We start from the raw sequence: 17,346 nt of genomic DNA, 5'->3' as shown, positions 1-17,346 counted from the left end.
TTTACGGGGAAGTAAAATCCCGTATGCGCTCAATCGTCAAAATTTCGCCATATTTCCTGGATATCTTCCATCAGATACCCACGATAGAGCAAAAACCGTTGTACCTTAACCTTTTCTGAAAATGCGCCAGGCAGTGGATCACCATATTTACGGCAGGCCTGATCGCGTGCCAGGACGCTCCAGTCAATCTCACATTCCCGCATCGCCTTTTCCGTCGATTCTCGGGCAATGCCCTTTTGATTCAATTCCTGGCGGATACGCGCCGGGCCATAGCCTTTACGGCTGCGGCTGGCGATAAAGCGGGCGATAAACCGGTTGTCGTCAAGATACTGATGCTCGTAACACCAGGCAATTACGCGGTCATAATCTTCAGCCGTCGCATCGATCTCTTCCGGTCCATTTTTCCCCATTATCGGGGCGGCAAGTTTACGTCGTAACTCTTGTTCACTGTGGTCACGAACCGCGAGAATACGTACTGCGCGATCTAACAGCCGGGAATACGCGGGTCGGCGCGGTGTGGGTTCACTCATAACAACCTTCGAAATCAGAAATGCAAAAAGGGCTGCATCAATGCAGCCCTTGAGTGTAATTCAACTTTCTGCCGGATGGCAGTTCTGCGTTATCCGGACAAACAACACCTGACGATTAAAAATCTTCGTTGGTTTCCGCAACGCCTTCACCGTCATCAACAGCGAAGTCAGGTTTGGCATCCTGGTTATTAAGCAGCATTTCGCGAACTTTTTTCTCAATTTCCTTCGCAGTCGCCGGGTTGTCTTTCAGCCATGTGGTTGCATTCGCTTTACCCTGACCAATTTTCTCGCCGTTGTAGCTGTACCAGGCGCCTGCTTTCTCAATCAGCTTCTCTTTCACGCCCAGGTCAACCAGTTCGCCATAGAAGTTGATACCTTCACCGTAAAGGATCTGGAATTCAGCCTGTTTAAACGGTGCCGCGATTTTGTTTTTCACGACCTTCACGCGGGTTTCGCTGCCCACCACGTTATCGCCCTCTTTCACCGCGCCGATACGACGGATGTCCAGACGAACAGAGGCGTAGAATTTCAGCGCGTTACCACCGGTTGTGGTTTCCGGGTTACCAAACATCACCCCAATTTTCATACGGATCTGGTTGATGAAGATCAGCAGCGTGTTGGACTGCTTCAGGTTACCGGCCAATTTACGCATCGCCTGGCTCATCATACGCGCCGCAAGGCCCATGTGAGAGTCACCGATTTCGCCTTCGATTTCCGCTTTCGGCGTCAGTGCCGCTACGGAGTCGACTACGATAACGTCGACAGCACCAGAACGCGCCAGCGCATCACAGATTTCCAGCGCCTGTTCACCGGTGTCCGGCTGAGAACAGAGCAGATTGTCGATATCAACGCCCAGCTTACGTGCATAGATCGGGTCCAGCGCGTGTTCTGCATCGATAAACGCGCAGGTTTTACCTTCGCGCTGCGCTGCGGCAATGACCTGCAGCGTCAGCGTGGTTTTACCGGAGGATTCCGGCCCGTAGATTTCGACGATACGGCCCATCGGCAGGCCGCCTGCGCCCAGCGCGATATCCAGTGAAAGCGAACCCGTGGAGATCGTTTCCACATCCATAGAACGGTCTTCACCCAGGCGCATGATGGAGCCTTTACCGAATTGCTTTTCGATCTGGCCCAGCGCTGCCGCCAACGCTTTTTGTTTGTTTTCGTCGATAGCCATTAATTACTCCTGTCATGCCGGCTGAAACCGGATAGTGATTCTGTACTGTTGTCGCAATTATACTGTATGGTCATACAGTATCAAGTATTTTGTAGAAATTGTTGCCACAGGGTTTGCAGCGCATAAACCGTGGCCTGTCGACGCACCGCATCACGGTTGCCGTGAAAGCATTCCCGACGGGTAATCCCTTCTCCGCGCACGCTGGCGAAGGCAAACCAGACGGTGCCAACCGGTTTCTCTTCGCTGCCACCATCCGGCCCGGCAATCCCGCTGATGGAGACGGCAAAATCGGCGCGTGCCGCTTTCAGCGCGCCAATCGCCATCTCAACTACCACCGGCTCGCTGACCGCGCCATGCTGTTCCAGCGTCTCTTCGCGCACGCCAATCATCTGTGATTTGGCTTCATTACTGTAGGTAACAAAACCGCGTTCGAACCACGCGGAGCTTCCGGCAATATCGGTAATGGCTTTCGCCACCCAACCGCCGGTGCAGGACTCTGCGGTGGTCACCGTCGCGCTACGCGCTTTCAGCGCCAGCCCGACCTGTTCACTTAACTGCATCAGTTCACTGTCAGTCATATCCGCCTCTGTCAGTTAAAAAATATGCCGGACAAGATAACACTTTCCCGACAGAGATGGGGATGAGGTGATAATTTTACGAGGGTGGTTCCGAAAAAACGTGTGAGGCCCAGGGAAGCCAGGACTCCCCTGGGTAAAAACCGTTACTGCACGCGCGCCAGCGCCACTGCCTGACCCAACTGCCACACTGCCATCGCGTAATGGGTGCTGTGGTTGTAGCGGGTAATGGCATAGAAGTTCGGCAAACCGTACCAGTACTGGTATCCGGTACCGATATCCAGACGCAGCAGGCTCACCTGCTGATGGTTGCCCAACGGTTGTTGCGGCGTAAGTCCGGCGGCCGCCAGTTGAGAAAGGCTGTACTGCGTTTTAAAGCCATTCGCCAGTCCCGGCGCCTGACCGTTCGCCATCACCGCCACCGTCTCGCCCTTCACCCAACCGTGCGCTTTGAAGTAATTCGCCACGCTGCCGATAGCATCGACCGGATCCCACAGATTGATGTGGCCATCACCGTTGAAATCCACCGCATACTCCTTATAGGACGAAGGCATAAACTGTCCGTAGCCCATCGCGCCAGCAAAGGAACCTTTCAAATCTAGCGGGTCATCCTGTTCGTTACGCGCCATCAGCAGGAACGTCTCCAGCTCGCCGGAGAAGTACTCCGCTCGACGTGGATAGTTAAACGACAGCGTCGCCAGCGCATCCAGAATGCGCGTTTTTCCCATCACGCGACCCCAGCGGGTTTCCACGCCAATAATGCCCACAACTATCTCCGGCGGAACGCCGTAAACCTGCCAGGCGCGGTTGAGCGCGTCTTCATACTGATTCCAGAATGCCACGCCGTTTTGCACGTTATCCGGGGTAATGAACTGTTTGCGATAGCGCAGCCATGCGCCGTTAGGCCCGGCCGGCGGCTGCGTGGTCGGCGCCTGCCTGTCCATCAGACGTAAAACGTAATCCAGACGCTTCGCCTGCGACAAAATCTCTTGCAACTGCTGACGATTAAAACCGTGCTTGTTCACCATCTTATCAATGAACTGTTGTGCATTCGGGTTGTTGGCAAAGTCGCCCCCCATCTGCATAACGTTGTGCTGGGGCTCAAGCAGAAAACCGCCGGAAGGCGTCCCCGTTGTCGTTTGAGGCTCTTGAGGTTTCGGTTTGCTACTACAGGCAGCAAGTAACACAAACAGGGGAAGCAATGCTACATAACGACGCTTGAACATGAGACATCCATTAAACAGATTCAGCCAGAGAGAAGTATGGTAAAGCATCCCCCGCCATACAAGGAAGCGCCAGACGCGTCCCTTCACACAATTTACGTACTACTTCCCCTCGTTTGATCGTCAGTACATTCTTTCTTTCCCACAAAAACTTTCAAGTTAAAATATTTTACTTTCATTTTGAGATCAAAATAACACTTTTATTTCTTTCAATCTGATTAAAATAAGTCACCCATTCGCAAGATAACTAAAAATCCCTACAGGAGAGAACAATGATCGAAACCATTACACATGGAGCAGAGTGGTTCATCGGGCTGTTCCAGAAAGGTGGAGAGGTGTTTACCGGGATGGTCACCGGCATTCTTCCACTGCTGATTAGCCTGCTGGTCATCATGAATGCGCTGATCAACTTTATTGGTCAGCAGCGCATCGAACGCTTCGCCCAGCGCTGTGCCGGGAATCCGTTGTCCCGTTACCTTATTTTGCCTTTTATCGGCACGTTTGTGTTTTGTAACCCCATGACGCTGAGTCTGGGTCGCTTCATGCCAGAGAAATATAAGCCCAGTTACTACGCGGCGGCCTCGTATAGCTGTCACTCCATGAACGGCCTGTTCCCGCATATCAACCCTGGCGAACTGTTCGTTTACCTCGGCATTGCCAGCGGCCTGACCACCTTAGGTCTCCCGCTCGGGCCACTGGCCGTGAGCTACCTGCTGGTCGGCCTAGTCACCAACTTCTTTCGTGGCTGGGTCACGGACCTCACAACCTCCATCTTTGAGAAAAAGATGGGTATCCAACTTGAGCAGAAAGTCCACCTTGCAGGAGCAGTATCATGACGCGTATTCGTATTGAAAAAGGGACTGGCGGCTGGGGTGGTCCGTTAGAGCTGGACGTCACCGCCGGCAAAAAAATTGTTTATATCACCGCAGGCACGCGCCCGACGATTGTCGACAAACTGGCGCAGTTAACCGGCTGGCAGGCTGTCGACGGTTTTAAAGAGGGTGAGCCGCCAGAGGACGAAATTGGCGTCGCTATCATTGACTGTGGCGGGACGCTGCGCTGCGGCATCTATCCCAAACGCCGTATCCCGACCGTGAACATTCACTCAACCGGAAAATCCGGCCCGCTGGCCCAGTACATTGTTGAAGACATTTATGTCTCTGGCGTCAGGGAGGACAACATTACCGTGGTGGGCGATGCGTCTTCTGCCCCACAGCCGCCATTACAACCGGCAAGTGCCGCCACCGGGCGCGATTACGACACCAGCAAAAAGATCACCGAACAGAGCGATGGCCTGCTGGCGAAAGTCGGCATGGGGATGGGATCGGCGGTGGCCGTACTGTTCCAGTCCGGCCGCGACACCATCGATACGGTTCTGAAAACCATTCTGCCGTTCATGGCATTCGTCTCGGCGCTGATCGGCATCATCATGGCCTCGGGTCTGGGTGACTGGATTGCCCACGGTCTGGCGCCGCTTGCCAGCCATCCGCTGGGCCTGGTGACGCTGGCGCTGATCTGTTCGTTCCCACTGCTGTCGCCATTCCTTGGCCCGGGCGCGGTCATTGCACAGGTTATCGGCGTCCTGATCGGCGTGCAAATTGGTCTGGGCAACATCCCGCCGCACCTGGCGCTGCCCGCCCTGTTTGCCATTAACGCTCAGGCCGCCTGTGACTTTATCCCGGTCGGTTTGTCACTGGCAGAAGCCCGCCAGGACACCGTTCGCGTCGGCGTACCGTCGGTACTGGTGAGCCGCTTCCTGACCGGCGCGCCTACCGTTCTCATCGCCTGGTTTGTTTCTGGCTTTATTTATCAATAAGAGGTTTTGACATGACCGTTATTTATCAGACCACCATCACTCGTATCGGCCAGAGCGCACCGGATGCGCTCTGCGACCAGATGCTGATTACCTTTCGTGAAGGCGCGCCTGCGGATATCGAGGAATTTTGCTTTATCCATTGTCATGGCGAACTGAACGGTACGCTGCAACCCGGCGCGCAGTTTGAGCTGGGTCAGCATCGTTATCCAGTCACTGCCGTCGGCAGCGTGGCCGAGCAGAATTTACGTGAACTGGGGCATATCACCCTGCGCTTCGACGGACTGAGCGAAGCGGAATTTCCCGGCACCGTGCACGTCGCGGGGCCTGTACCGGACGACATCGCACCGGGCTGTATTTTGAAGTTTGTCGCTTAAGGAGAGAAAAATGAATCAGGTTGCCGTTGTCATTGGTGGAGGACAGACCCTGGGGGCATTCCTTTGCCGTGGGCTTGCAGCAGAAGGGTATCGCGTTGCGGTGGTGGACATTCAGAGTGATAAAGCCGCGAACGTTGCACAAGAGATTAACGCGGAATTTGGCGAAGGCATGGCTTACGGTTTTGGTGCCGACGCCACCAGCGAACAGAGTGTGCTCGCACTCTCTCGTGGTGTAGATGAAATCTTTGGCCGCGTGGATCTGCTGGTTTACAGCGCGGGGATCGCCAAAGCAGCCTTTATCAGTGACTTCCAGCTCGGCGATTTTGATCGCTCGCTGCAGGTGAATCTGGTGGGCTACTTCCTCTGCGCGCGTGAATTCTCCCGTCTGATGATCCGCGATGGAATTCAGGGACGTATTATTCAGATCAACTCCAAATCCGGCAAAGTGGGCAGCAAACACAACTCCGGCTACAGCGCAGCGAAGTTTGGCGGCGTGGGGTTAACGCAGTCGCTGGCGCTGGATCTGGCGGAATATGGCATTACCGTGCATTCGCTGATGCTCGGCAACCTGTTAAAGTCACCGATGTTCCAGTCGTTGCTGCCGCAGTACGCCACCAAGCTGGGTATCAAGCCAGACGAAGTAGAACAGTATTACATTGATAAAGTTCCGCTGAAGCGCGGCTGCGACTATCAGGATGTGCTGAACATGCTGTTATTTTATGCCAGCCAGAAAGCGTCGTACTGCACCGGGCAGTCAATCAACGTAACCGGTGGACAGGTGATGTTTTAATGGGTGTCGCCCGGTGGCGCTACGCTTACCGGGCCTTCCCACAGGCCGGATAAGGTGAAACCGCCTTCCGGCAAAATAGAAGGAGCAACAATATGGTATCCGCACTCGTTACTGTCGCCGTCATTGCCTGGTGTGCACAACTGGCGCTGGGATACTGGCAAATATCGCGCTTTAACAACGCGTTTGATCAACTTTGCCAGCAGGGACGTGTCGGCGTGGGGCGTTCAGGAGGACGCTTTAAACCGCGCGTCGTTGTCGCGGTCGCTGTTGATGACAATCAGCGAGTCACCGATACTTTGTTTATGAAAGGTCTCACCGTATTCGCCAGACCAGGCAAAATCGCCGCCATTGAAGGCAAACATCTTAATGAATTACAGCCTGATGTGATCTTTCCCCATGATCCGCTATCGCAGAATGCACTATCATTGGCGCTTAGTCTGAAACATGGGTAATTTCGTTGTGAATGCTAATATCTTGCGAAATTATCATTTCGAAAATTTAATTCAGGGTAATTACGCCAATGAAACCTCGTCAGCGTCAGGCCGCTATTCTTGAGCATCTGCAAAAGCAGGGAAAGTGCTCAGTAGAAGAACTGGCCCAGTACTTTGACACCACGGGCACAACCATTCGCAAAGACCTTGTCGTTCTGGAAAATGCCGAAACCGTCATTCGTACCTATGGCGGCGTGATGTTAAACAAAGAGGAGTCCGATCCGCCTATCGATCACAAAACGCTGATCAATACGCTCAAGAAAGAACGTATTGCTGAAGCGGCCGTCCGTTTTATCCACGACGGCGACTCCATCATTCTGGACGCCGGGAGTACCGTGCTACAAATGGTGCCGTTGCTTACCCGCTTTAGCAATATCACCGTCATGACCAACAGCCTGCACATTGTCAACGCGCTGTCCGAGTTAGACAACGAACAAACCATCCTGATGCCTGGCGGAACATTCCGTAAAAAATCGGCCTCATTTCACGGACAGCTCGCGGAAAACGCCTTTGAGCAGTTCAGTTTTGATAAACTCTTCATGGGTACCGATGGCATTGATCTCAGCGCCGGCGTGACCACCTTTAACGAGGTTTACACCGTCAGCAAAGCGATGTGCAACGCCGCTCGCGAGGTCATTCTGATGGCGGACTCATCAAAGTTTGGTCGCAAGAGTCCGAATGTTGTGTGCAGTCTGGAAAGCGTCGACAAACTGATTACCGACGCGGGCATTGATCCCGCATTTCGTCAGGCGCTGGAAGAGAAAGGGATTACCGTTATCATAACCGGAGAAACCAATGAGTGATGCACTACTGAACGCGGGCCGTCAGACGTTAATGCTGGAATTACAGGAAGCAAGCCGTCTGCCGGAACGTCTGGGCGATGATTTTATCCGCGCCGCTAATACCATTATCCACTGTGAAGGCAAAGTGATTGTCTCGGGTATCGGCAAGTCGGGCCATATTGGTAAGAAAATCGCCGCGACGCTCGCCAGTACCGGCACCCCGGCCTTTTTTGTTCACCCTGCCGAAGCGCTGCATGGCGATCTGGGGATGATCGAAAGCCGCGACGTGATGTTGTTCATCTCCTATTCCGGCGGCGCAAAAGAGCTGGATCTCATCATCCCGCGTCTGGAAGATAAATCCATCGCCCTGCTGGCAATGACCGGCAAACCCAATTCACCGCTGGGCCTGGCGGCGAAGGCCGTTCTGGATATCTCCGTTGAGCGTGAAGCCTGTCCGATGCACCTGGCGCCAACCTCCAGTACCGTCAATACCCTGATGATGGGCGACGCGCTGGCGATGGCGGTCATGCAGGCGCGCGGTTTCAATGAAGAGGATTTTGCCCGCTCGCATCCGGCCGGTGCGTTAGGCGCGCGTTTGCTCAATAAAGTACACCACCTGATGCGCCGTGACGACGCAGTCCCGCAGGTTCAACTTGCCACCAGCGTAATGGATGCGATGCTGGAATTAAGCCGTACCGGTCTGGGTCTGGTCGCCGTGTGCGACGACCTGATGCAGGTGAAAGGCGTCTTTACCGACGGCGACCTGCGTCGCTGGCTGGTTGGCGGCGGCGCGCTCACCACGCCGGTCAGTGAAGCGATGACCCACAATGGCATCACCTTGCAGTCAGAAAGCCGGGCGATTGATGCCAAAGAGATCCTGATGAAGCGCAAAATCACCGCCGCACCGGTGGTGGATGAAACCGGCAAACTCACCGGCGCCATCAACCTGCAGGATTTCTATCAGGCCGGGATCCTCTAATCCTTTAGCCCCAGACGTTTCGCCAGCCGGTGCAGGTTGGCGACGTCCGTTTCAAGCGCCCGTGCGCTGGCCGCCCAGTTGTGATTATTGTGCGCCAGCGTCTGGCGAATCATCTCCCGCTGGAACGCCTCCGTTGCATCACGCAGATTATGATTGCGCGGTAAATCCGCTGCCACTTCCGGCTGCGCCGTCATCGCCTCCTCCTGTAACGCGAAATGTGTTACTTCCAGCACCACGTCGTCTTCGGCCCGGGTCGCACGCGCCAGCACCACCGCCCGATGAATCGCATGTTCCAGTTCGCGCACATTCCCCGGCCAGCCGTAATTCAGCAGATGACTACGCGCCCGTGGACTGAGCACCACACGGGAAAGTCGCAGTCGCAGTCGACACTGCTCGCAAAAATAGCCTGCCAGCAGCACCACATCCTCACCGCGTTCACGTAGCGGAGGGACGGAAAGCGGGAACACGCTCAGACGATGAAACAGATCGGCACGAAAACGCCCCGCCAGCACCTCTTCGCGTAGATCGCGATTAGTTGCAGCCAGCACGCGCACATCCACGCGCAGACTGCGGTCATCACCGACACGCTGAATATCACCGTACTGCAACACGCGCAGCAGTTTGGCCTGTAGCGCCAGCGACAGTTCACCAATTTCGTCAAGGAACAGCGTGCCGTTATCGGCCATTTCAAACTTGCCGCTGCGGTTGCTAATGGCCCCGGTAAACGCCCCTTTCACATGGCCAAACAGTTCACTCTCCGCCACGCTTTCCGGCAGCGCGGCACAGTTCAGATAGACCAGCGGGTTGACCGCGCGCGGTGAACCTTCGTGAATCGCCTTCGCCACCAGTTCTTTCCCGGTACCGGTTTCGCCGCTGATTAACACGTTGAGATCGGAGCCTGCCACAATTTCGATCTCTTTTTTCAGCTGCATCATATTCGGCGAGAGGCCAATCATCTGCGTCTCTTTTACCTGTTCGAAATCGGTACTCGATCCCGGCAACATATTCTGACGTTCCAGTTGTTCAATCAGTAACGCATTGCTCAATGCACCGGCGGCCAGCGCCGCGATGAGCCGTAACTCCTCATCGCTGAAAACATCAAACTGATCCGGGGCCATACCGTCAAGGGTCAGCGCGCCGATCAGGTTCTGTCCGGCAAAAAGCGGCAGCCCAATGCAGGCGTGCACTTTCAGACTCTCCTGCCCCGGGATCAGTCCGTCATACGGATCGGGCAGGGAACTGTCTGCCGGAAAGCGCACCACGTCCCCGGCGCGAGCGATGGCCTCCAGTCGGGGATGCCCTTCGAGGGTAAAACGCCTGCCGAGCACATCGCGTGCGAGGCCGTCAATCGCCAGCGGGATAAACTGGCGCGCCTCATAGCGCAGCAGCGCAGAAGCGTCGCATTCCAGCACCTGACGCAGCGTGGTAATCAGACGTTGAAAACGATCCTGATGACCTACCCCGCGCTGTAGTTCGATGGCGATACCCGCCAGCACATCAACGGAAAAACTCATGCTGCCCTCACTGTCATTTTGACCATTCATACTGTCATATTGACTGTGTTGAGAATAGTCTTTTTGACTACTCTTTAATGAGTATAAAATTTAAAATCAATAATAATCAATAAGATAAAAAACTGGCACGCAACCTGCAATATGCGAAATAACTTTTTGAACAACGCTGAATGAATTGAGGGTGCTATGTCTATTCTGGTTAAAAATAATATCCATTGGGTTGGCCAACGTGACTGGGAAGTCCGTGATTTCCACGGAACTGAATACAAAACGCTGCGCGGCAGCAGCTACAACAGCTATCTCATCCGTGAAGAAAAAAATGTCCTGATCGATACCGTCGATCATAAATTCAGCCGTGAATTCGTGCAGAACCTGCGTAATGAAATTGACCTCGCCGACATCGATTACATCATTATCAACCATGCGGAAGAAGACCACGCCGGCGCGCTGACCGAGCTGATGACGCAGATCCCGGATACTCCTATCTACTGCACCGCCAACGCTATCGACTCGATTACCGGCCACCACCACCATCCGGAGTGGAATTTTAACGTTGTGAAAACCGGCGACACGCTGGATATCGGCAACGGCAAACAGTTGATCTTCGTGGAAACCCCGATGCTGCACTGGCCGGACAGCATGATGACCTACATGACCGGCGATGCCGTCCTGTTCAGTAACGACGCTTTCGGTCAGCACTACTGCGACGAGCGGCTGTTTAACGATGAAGTGGATCAAACCGAACTGTTCGAACAGTGCCAGCGATACTACGCCAACATCCTGACGCCGTTCAGCCGTCTGGTGACGCCAAAAATTACCGAAATCCTCGGCTTCAACCTGCCGGTCGATATGATTGCCACCTCACACGGCGTGGTCTGGCGCGATAATCCCACCCAGATTGTTGAGCTGTATCTGAAATGGGCGGCAGATTATCAGGAAGATCGCATTACGATTTTTTACGACACCATGTCCAATAACACCCGCATGATGGCGGATGCGATTGCTCAGGGCATTAACGAAGTCGACCAAAACGTGGCGGTGAAAATTTTTAACGTCGCCCGCAGTGATAAAAACGAAATCCTGACCAACGTTTTCCGCTCTAAAGGCGTGCTGGTCGGCACCTCCACAATGAACAACGTGATGATGCCGAAAATCGCCGGTCTGGTGGAAGAGATGACCGGGCTGCGTTTTCGTAACAAACGCGCCAGCGCTTTTGGCTCCCACGGCTGGAGCGGCGGAGCGGTCGACCGCTTATCCACCCGTTTGCAGGATGCTGGTTTTGAAATGTCGCTGAGCCTGAAGGCCAAATGGCGCCCGGACATGGATGCGCTGGAACTGTGTCGCCAGCACGGTCGCGAAATCGCACGTCAGTGGGCGCTCGCGCCGTTGCCGGAAGCGACAGTGAAAGCGACGACCAAAGAAGAAACATGCGCCAGCGCCGCCACAGCGACAGCCGACCTCGGTCCGAGCATGCAGTGCAGCGTGTGCCAGTGGATTTACGATCCGGCAAAAGGTGAACCGTTGCAGGACGTCGCGCCGGGTACACCGTGGAGCGATGTGCCGGAAAACTTCCTGTGTCCGGAATGTTCATTAGGCAAAGAGGTCTTCGACGTGCTGGCAACGGAGGCAAAATGAGCCGGGGAATCGTCATCATTGGTTCGGGCTTTGCCGCCCGCCAGTTAGTCAAAAACATTCGTAAACAGGACGCGGATGTCCCGTTAACGCTGATTGCAGCTGACAGCATGGATGAGTACAACAAGCCCGATCTCAGTCATGTGATAAGCCAGGCGCAGCACGCCGATGACCTCACCCGTCAGTCGGCGGGAGAGTTTGCTGAACAGTTTGCTCTGCGTCTGTTTCCACACACCTGGGTCACCGACATTGATGCCGATGCCCACGTGGTAAAAAGCCAGGACAAGCAGTGGCAGTACGACAAGCTGGTGCTGGCCACAGGCGCTGCGGCCTTTGTACCCCCGATAGCTGGACGTGAGTTAATGCTCACATTAAACAGCCAGCAGGAGTACCGTGCCTGCGAAACACAGCTACGTGATGCCCAACGGGTGTTGATTGTCGGCGGCGGGTTGATTGGTAGCGAACTGGCGATGGATTTCAGCCGTGCCGGTAAGGCGGTCACGCTAATTGATAACGCCGCCAGCCTTCTCGCCTCGCTGATGCCGCCGGAAGTGAGCAGTCGCTTACAGTATCGGCTTACCGATATGGGCGTGCACCTGCTGCTGAAATCACAGTTGCAGGGACTGGAGAAAACCGCATCCGGTATTCGTGCAACGTTCGATCGTGAGCGCAGCATTGACGTCGATGCGGTGATTGCCGCCACCGGCCTGCGTCCGGAAACCGCGCTGGCGCGTCGCGCCGGTTTAACCCTTAATCGCGGCGTCTGTGTCGACAGTTTCCTGCAAACCAGTCACCCGGATATTTACGCCCTCGGCGACTGCGCGGAGATTAACGGCCAGGTACTACCGTTCCTGCAGCCAATTCAGCTCAGCGCGATGACCCTGGCGAAAAACCTGCTCGCCGGCAACGTACCGCTGAAGCTGCCCACCATGTTAGTCAAAATCAAAACGCCGGCGCTGCCGCTGCACCTGGCAGGGGAAACCCAGCGTCGCGATCTGATCTGGCACATTGCGGCAGAACCTGACGGGATGGTTGCCAAAGGGGTGAACGCTGAAGGGCAACTCTGCGCCTTCGTGGTGAGTGAAGACAGAATGAAGGAGGCTTTCGCCCTGCTGAAAACGTTGCCTCGGTAGGTCGGATAAGACGCTCTGCGTCGCCATCCGGCGATATCGCCACTGATTGTTTAACCTCATGCACACGGAAGTGCGATATTGCTTGTCGTTTCGCCCCGCCTGCCCCGGGGCTTTTTTATGCTTCCGCTATCCCACGCGCCGCGGCAATCACCCCCTGCCCCAACGACAATCCGCCGTCGCCGGCCGGTAACTGCTGTGGGAATAACAGCGTGAAATCCGCCAGATAATAAGCCAGTCGCGCCGACAGTAACCGGTTGTGCATCACTCCACCGCTGAACACCAGCGTGTCGATACTACGCGCCGTGGCCTGCTCACGCAGCATCGCGGCAAACCCTTGCGCCAGCGCATCGTGGAAAGCCCATGCGCGTTCAGCGGGCGTTGCCAGCCAGTTCAGCCACTGCGACCAGAAGGTTGCCAGATCCAGTTGATGCCCTACCAGCGGCAGCGTCACCGGATGTTTAACACCCGCGCATTGCGACGCCAGCGCCTCCAGCGTGCAGGCCGCTTCGCCTTCATAGCTGAGCGATTCTGGCGCACAGTTCAGCGCTGCGGCAACCGCATCAAACAGACGCCCGCAGGACGAGGCCAGGGGAGAGTTAATCCCGCGCTCAATCGCTCGCGCCAGCACGTTCCAGTTCTGTCGCTGTAGGTCTCGCGTTTCCGGATAACGCTGCCAGTCTGGCACAAAGCGCAGACACTGCGCTAACAGGTTACGCCAGGGTTGCTTCGCGGCGAGATCGCCACCGGCAAGCGCCACTGCGGGCAGTCCACCAAGATGTTCACACTCACGGTAGTTCACCCGCAGACACTCTCCCCCCCACAGCGCGCCCGCGTCGCCCATCCCGATGCCGTCCAGCGTCAGGGCGATAACATCGCCACCGTCCAGCGGCCAGCCGTGCTCGGCCAGACAGGCGGCAGCGTGAGCATGATGATGTAACACCACCTCCGTCGGCAGGTTCATCTCGCTGGCCCACTGGCTGGAGACATATCCCGGATGGGCATCGCGAACAATGCGCTGTGGCGTAAAGTCATAAATATTCTGGATTAACCGCAGCGCGTCACGCCACTGATGTTGGATCCCATCGTCGCTGAGATCGCCAAGATGCTGACTGATCACCGCCTGCTCACCACGCACCAGGCAGAAGGTGTTTTTCAGATCCGCCCCCAGACTGAGTATCGGCGGTATACGGTGAAAACCCGGCGGCAATGCCAGCGCATCCGGGACATATCCCCGTGAGCGGCGCAGCATTTCACCACTTTCACGTACGACGGAATCGTCCATTCTCTGCACGATGTCGCGATTGTGTAACAGGAAACCCTCGGCAATATCCTGTAAATCCAGAAGCGCCTGTTCGTTGCTGATGGCCGGCGGTTTACCGCTAAGATTGCCGGAGGTCATCACCAGCGGACACTTGAGTGCCTGGAGCAACAGGTGCTGGAGCGGATTGGCGGGCAACATCACGCCCACTTCCGCAAGGCCTGGAGCAATACCGTCACACAGCGAGGAAACATGTTGCTTATCCACCAGCACAATCGGGGCCGCAGGCGTTTCCAGCAGTCGGGTTGCCGCATCCGACAGTCCCGACGCATCGGGCAGCATCACCGCCAGCGGTTTTGCCGGACGGCGCTTACGCGTACGAAGCCGCGCCACGGCATCGCTGTTTCGCGCATCGCAGGCCAGATGAAACCCGCCGATACCCTTAACGGCAACAATACCTCCGGCCTGCAGCATTTCCACCGCAGCCTGTAATGCCGCCTCTTTTTCCGCCTGGTGTCCGCCGCTCAACCAGCGCAGATGCGGACCACACGCCGGGCAAGCCACCGGCTGGGCGTGAAAACGTCGGTCATAAGGGTCGCGATACTCGTTGTCGCATTGCGGGCAGAGCGGGAATGACGCCATCACGGTAAACGGACGGTCATAGGGCATAGCCCGGATAATGGTAAAACGCGGACCGCAGTGGGTGCAGTTGATAAAGGGATAGCGATACCGCCGCTCACCGGGCGTGTTCATTTCGGCAAGACATTCCGGGCACGTCGCGGCATCGGGCACAATCTGAGTATTCATCGTGCCGCCCGCACTCTGGCGAATACTGAACTCAGTGGGCTGTTGCGCCCAGTGAAAAGGCTCACTTTCCACGCGGTCGATACGCGCCAGTGGCGGACAGTGATCATGCAGTTCACTGATAAACAGCGCGGGATCTTCCAGCAATCGAACCACCACGCCGTCGCCGTCATTACAAACGTCGCCATGCAACTGAAGCTGCTGCGCCAGTTGCCAGACAAAGGGACGAAAGCCGACGCCCTGGACTTTGCCGCGAATACGGAGCTGTACGCCGGAGTGATTGTTTAGTGCCATTAAGTCGTTTCCGCAGTCATCTATCCCGGTTTGCCTGATGGCGCTACGCTTATCAGGCCTACGGGGATGCGAACAGTAGGCCGGATAAGGTGCGTGAGCATCGCCATCCGGCATAAGTACTACCGTATTTTACGCGGATTTTCAGGGATTAGAAAAGCAGCGATGCAGAAGAGTCCAGCGCCGTGCGGCGACGCTTTTCAGCGCTGAGTTGCTCAAGCTTATTACGGTCAACGCAAATCAGGGCATGCGTCGGACAGGCTTCCATACAGGCCGGACCGGCATCGCGGTGATAACAGAGATCGCACTTGTTAGCTTCCGCTTTTTCTGCTCTCACGTTCAGGCCCGCCCCGCTGTTACGCACAACCGGACGCACCACGACTTCCATTGCCCCATACGGACAGGCTACCACACAGGTTTTGCAGCCAATGCAACGTTCCTGCATGACATGCACAAAACCTTTATCACGGCTGATGGCACCGTTCGGGCAGACGTTCGCACACGGCGCATCCTCACACTGGCGGCACAGCGTCGCCGTCGAGACATTCACGCCTTTAATCACATGGATGCGAGGCAAAAAGGTTTCAGGGGTCAGTGACGCGCAGTCCTGGTTTTCCTGATGGGAGACCACGCAGGCCACTTCACAGGTACGGCAACCAATGCACTTATTGGCGTCTGCAATGATGAAACGGTTCATCAAATTCTCCAGCAATAACAGATAATGTGCCGAAGCATTCACAAATCATGCCAGTTTTTATCCTGTTGTAATTAAACAACATTTTAAAAAAAGAGAGCGCCCCTTGTGGTGTCATCGTCAGGAATGACGATGACGGCGACAATTTTTACCTCACCGTGACAGACGCAACAGAGTCGCGGCGGATAAGCGTGCCGGTGAAGCTTTTCGGAGGCGTAAACGCCCCGCCATCCAGCATGAAAATGAGTCGACCAATGGTCTCCTGAATCATCTCCGTCACCGGAATTTTGACGCTGGAGAGCGCCGGTATGGTGTAGGGCGCCATGGCGATATCGTCAAAACCAATCACCGATACCTGCGACGGCACGGCTAACCCTTTGTCATGTAACTGCTTGATGGCCCCAACCGCCATGTCGTCATTGCTTGCCACCAGTGCGCTGAACGTCACGTCGCGAGAAAGCAGCGCGTCCACCCCTGCCGCCCCGCAAGCTGGCGTCCATTTGCCTTTGACGATCAGGTCGTCATTGACGGCGATGCCGTGTCGGGTCAGCGCCTCTTTGTACCCCGACAGGCGTTCAACCCCGGTCGGGGAGTCCATCGAACCGGTAATAAAGGCAATCTGCTGATGGCCTGCAGCAATGAGTTCCGCTACGGCGTTAAAACTGGTCTGCTTTTGATCGCACCAGACGCAGTGGCTGCTGTTTTTTCGTAACCGGCGGTTAAGCACCATAATCGGCTGCGAGTGGCTGTCGATGATGTTATCGATCTCATCCACGCTGAGAAAACGCGGGTAGATCATGATCGCGTCGCAGCGCAAATCCAGCAGATACTGGATCGCCTGGCGCTCCTCTTGCGCGCTGTGTTTACCATCAGCGAGCAGAAGCTGACGGCCCTGATCTTCCGCCATCCGCGCGGTATGAAACAGCAACTCGCTAAAATAGACGCCGTGATAGAGGGTGTTTGTCACCACCAGCCCCAGCGTCTGACTGGTTTTCGCCGCAAGGCTACGCGCCAACAGGTTAGGCCGATAGCCACTCTCTTCAATCGCCTGAAATACGCGATCCTTCGTTTCCTGGCTGACGTAGCCATTCCCTGAGAGCACCCTGGAGACCGTCGCCTTCGACACCCCGGCCCGCTGCGCTACCTCCAGCATCGTCGTCATAAGTTTTCTTCCTTTACTCGCAATGAGATGCAGTGTACTTCACCGCCGCGTGGTTGTCCCTGATGCTAAATCACGCCGGAAAACCATCAGTGACTCAAGTCACGCTTTAAGAAAAAATTGA

General features: G+C 55.6%; 17 protein-coding genes. 9 read left to right on the top strand and 8 right to left on the bottom strand.

Annotated features, from left to right (window positions below; all coding sequences use genetic code 11):
* Nucleotides 1-29: 29 nt before the first annotated feature.
* The 4 genes from recX to mltB all read right to left on the bottom strand — a co-directional run bounded on the left by recX (nucleotide 30) and on the right by mltB (nucleotide 3,508).
* Nucleotides 30-530, bottom strand: coding sequence for a recombination regulator RecX (recX, locus tag KE671_RS04005; RefSeq protein WP_206161810.1), 501 nt, complete (start codon nucleotides 528-530; stop codon nucleotides 30-32).
* Nucleotides 531-645: 115 nt separating this feature from the next.
* Entirely contained in the window at nucleotides 646-1,707 is a 1,062-nt protein-coding gene (gene recA / locus KE671_RS04000) for a recombinase RecA (protein ID WP_044255092.1), read from the bottom strand.
* 80 nt (nucleotides 1,708-1,787) lie between these two features.
* Entirely contained in the window at nucleotides 1,788-2,285 is a 498-nt protein-coding gene (gene pncC, locus KE671_RS03995) for a nicotinamide-nucleotide amidase (RefSeq protein ID WP_206161809.1), read from the bottom strand.
* 143 nt (nucleotides 2,286-2,428) lie between these two features.
* Nucleotides 2,429-3,508: a lytic murein transglycosylase B gene (mltB, locus tag KE671_RS03990; RefSeq protein ID WP_206161808.1), complete on the bottom strand. Its 1,080-nt coding sequence runs from the start codon at nucleotides 3,506-3,508 to the stop codon at nucleotides 2,429-2,431.
* 269 nt (nucleotides 3,509-3,777) lie between these two features.
* Between mltB and srlA the strand changes: the two genes are divergently transcribed.
* The 7 genes from srlA (at nucleotide 3,778) to gutQ (ending at nucleotide 8,737) form a co-directional block, all read left to right on the top strand.
* The gene (gene srlA, locus KE671_RS03985; protein WP_206161807.1) at nucleotides 3,778-4,341 is read left to right on the top strand and encodes a PTS glucitol/sorbitol transporter subunit IIC; all 564 of its coding nucleotides are present in this window, start codon (nucleotides 3,778-3,780) and stop codon (nucleotides 4,339-4,341) included.
* Nucleotides 4,338-5,321: a PTS glucitol/sorbitol transporter subunit IIB gene (srlE, locus tag KE671_RS03980; protein WP_206161806.1), complete on the top strand. Its 984-nt coding sequence runs from the start codon at nucleotides 4,338-4,340 to the stop codon at nucleotides 5,319-5,321. Before srlA ends, srlE begins: the two co-directional genes overlap by 4 nt.
* 11 nt (nucleotides 5,322-5,332) lie before the next feature.
* Complete coding sequence (gene srlB, locus KE671_RS03975) at nucleotides 5,333-5,695, top strand: PTS glucitol/sorbitol transporter subunit IIA (RefSeq protein ID WP_206161805.1); 363 nt, start codon at nucleotides 5,333-5,335, stop codon at nucleotides 5,693-5,695.
* Nucleotides 5,696-5,705: 10 nt separating this feature from the next.
* Entirely contained in the window at nucleotides 5,706-6,485 is a 780-nt protein-coding gene (gene srlD, locus KE671_RS03970; RefSeq protein ID WP_206161804.1) for a sorbitol-6-phosphate dehydrogenase, read from the top strand.
* A 92-nt stretch (nucleotides 6,486-6,577) separates the two neighbouring features.
* On the top strand, nucleotides 6,578-6,937 hold the full coding sequence (gene gutM, locus KE671_RS03965; RefSeq protein ID WP_206161803.1) for a transcriptional regulator GutM: 360 nt from the start codon (nucleotides 6,578-6,580) through the stop codon (nucleotides 6,935-6,937).
* Between the two features lie 68 nt (nucleotides 6,938-7,005).
* Nucleotides 7,006-7,779, top strand: coding sequence for a glucitol operon DNA-binding transcriptional repressor SrlR (gene srlR / locus KE671_RS03960; protein ID WP_206161802.1), 774 nt, complete (start codon nucleotides 7,006-7,008; stop codon nucleotides 7,777-7,779).
* The gene (gene gutQ, locus KE671_RS03955) at nucleotides 7,772-8,737 is read left to right on the top strand and encodes an arabinose-5-phosphate isomerase GutQ (protein WP_206161801.1); all 966 of its coding nucleotides are present in this window, start codon (nucleotides 7,772-7,774) and stop codon (nucleotides 8,735-8,737) included. Before srlR ends, gutQ begins: the two co-directional genes overlap by 8 nt.
* Here the strand turns inward: gutQ and norR are convergent.
* The gene (gene norR / locus KE671_RS03950; protein ID WP_206161800.1) at nucleotides 8,734-10,251 is read right to left on the bottom strand and encodes a nitric oxide reductase transcriptional regulator NorR; all 1,518 of its coding nucleotides are present in this window, start codon (nucleotides 10,249-10,251) and stop codon (nucleotides 8,734-8,736) included. The genes gutQ and norR overlap by 4 nt on opposite strands.
* 186 nt (nucleotides 10,252-10,437) lie before the next feature.
* On the opposite strand from norR, the gene norV reads away from it, so the two are divergent.
* Together norV and norW are read left to right on the top strand one after the other, a co-directional pair.
* On the top strand, nucleotides 10,438-11,886 hold the full coding sequence (gene norV, locus KE671_RS03945) for an anaerobic nitric oxide reductase flavorubredoxin (protein WP_206161799.1): 1,449 nt from the start codon (nucleotides 10,438-10,440) through the stop codon (nucleotides 11,884-11,886).
* Nucleotides 11,883-13,016, top strand: coding sequence for an NADH:flavorubredoxin reductase NorW (norW, locus tag KE671_RS03940; RefSeq protein WP_206161798.1), 1,134 nt, complete (start codon nucleotides 11,883-11,885; stop codon nucleotides 13,014-13,016). The genes norV and norW overlap by 4 nt, the downstream gene beginning before the upstream one ends.
* A 115-nt stretch (nucleotides 13,017-13,131) precedes the next feature.
* Here norW and hypF read toward each other — a convergent pair whose 3' ends face one another.
* The 3 genes from hypF to KE671_RS03925 all read right to left on the bottom strand — a co-directional run bounded on the left by hypF (nucleotide 13,132) and on the right by KE671_RS03925 (nucleotide 17,225).
* Nucleotides 13,132-15,372 (bottom strand): carbamoyltransferase HypF, encoded by a 2,241-nt coding sequence (hypF, locus tag KE671_RS03935; protein ID WP_206161797.1) that lies wholly within the window; start codon nucleotides 15,370-15,372, stop codon nucleotides 13,132-13,134.
* Between the two features lie 148 nt (nucleotides 15,373-15,520).
* Nucleotides 15,521-16,066, bottom strand: a complete 546-nt coding sequence (gene hydN, locus KE671_RS03930) for an electron transport protein HydN (RefSeq protein ID WP_206161796.1) — start codon at nucleotides 16,064-16,066, stop codon at nucleotides 15,521-15,523.
* Between the two features lie 145 nt (nucleotides 16,067-16,211).
* The gene (locus KE671_RS03925; RefSeq protein ID WP_206161795.1) at nucleotides 16,212-17,225 is read right to left on the bottom strand and encodes a LacI family DNA-binding transcriptional regulator; all 1,014 of its coding nucleotides are present in this window, start codon (nucleotides 17,223-17,225) and stop codon (nucleotides 16,212-16,214) included.
* Between the last annotated feature and the right edge of the window lie 121 nt (nucleotides 17,226-17,346).

This window comes from Citrobacter amalonaticus (assembly GCF_018252635.1).
GTDB classification, from domain to species: Bacteria; Pseudomonadota; Gammaproteobacteria; order Enterobacterales; family Enterobacteriaceae; genus Citrobacter_A; species Citrobacter_A amalonaticus_E.
Note: the sequence above shows the minus strand (reverse complement) of the source record. Positions and strands in the feature narration are given on the sequence as shown.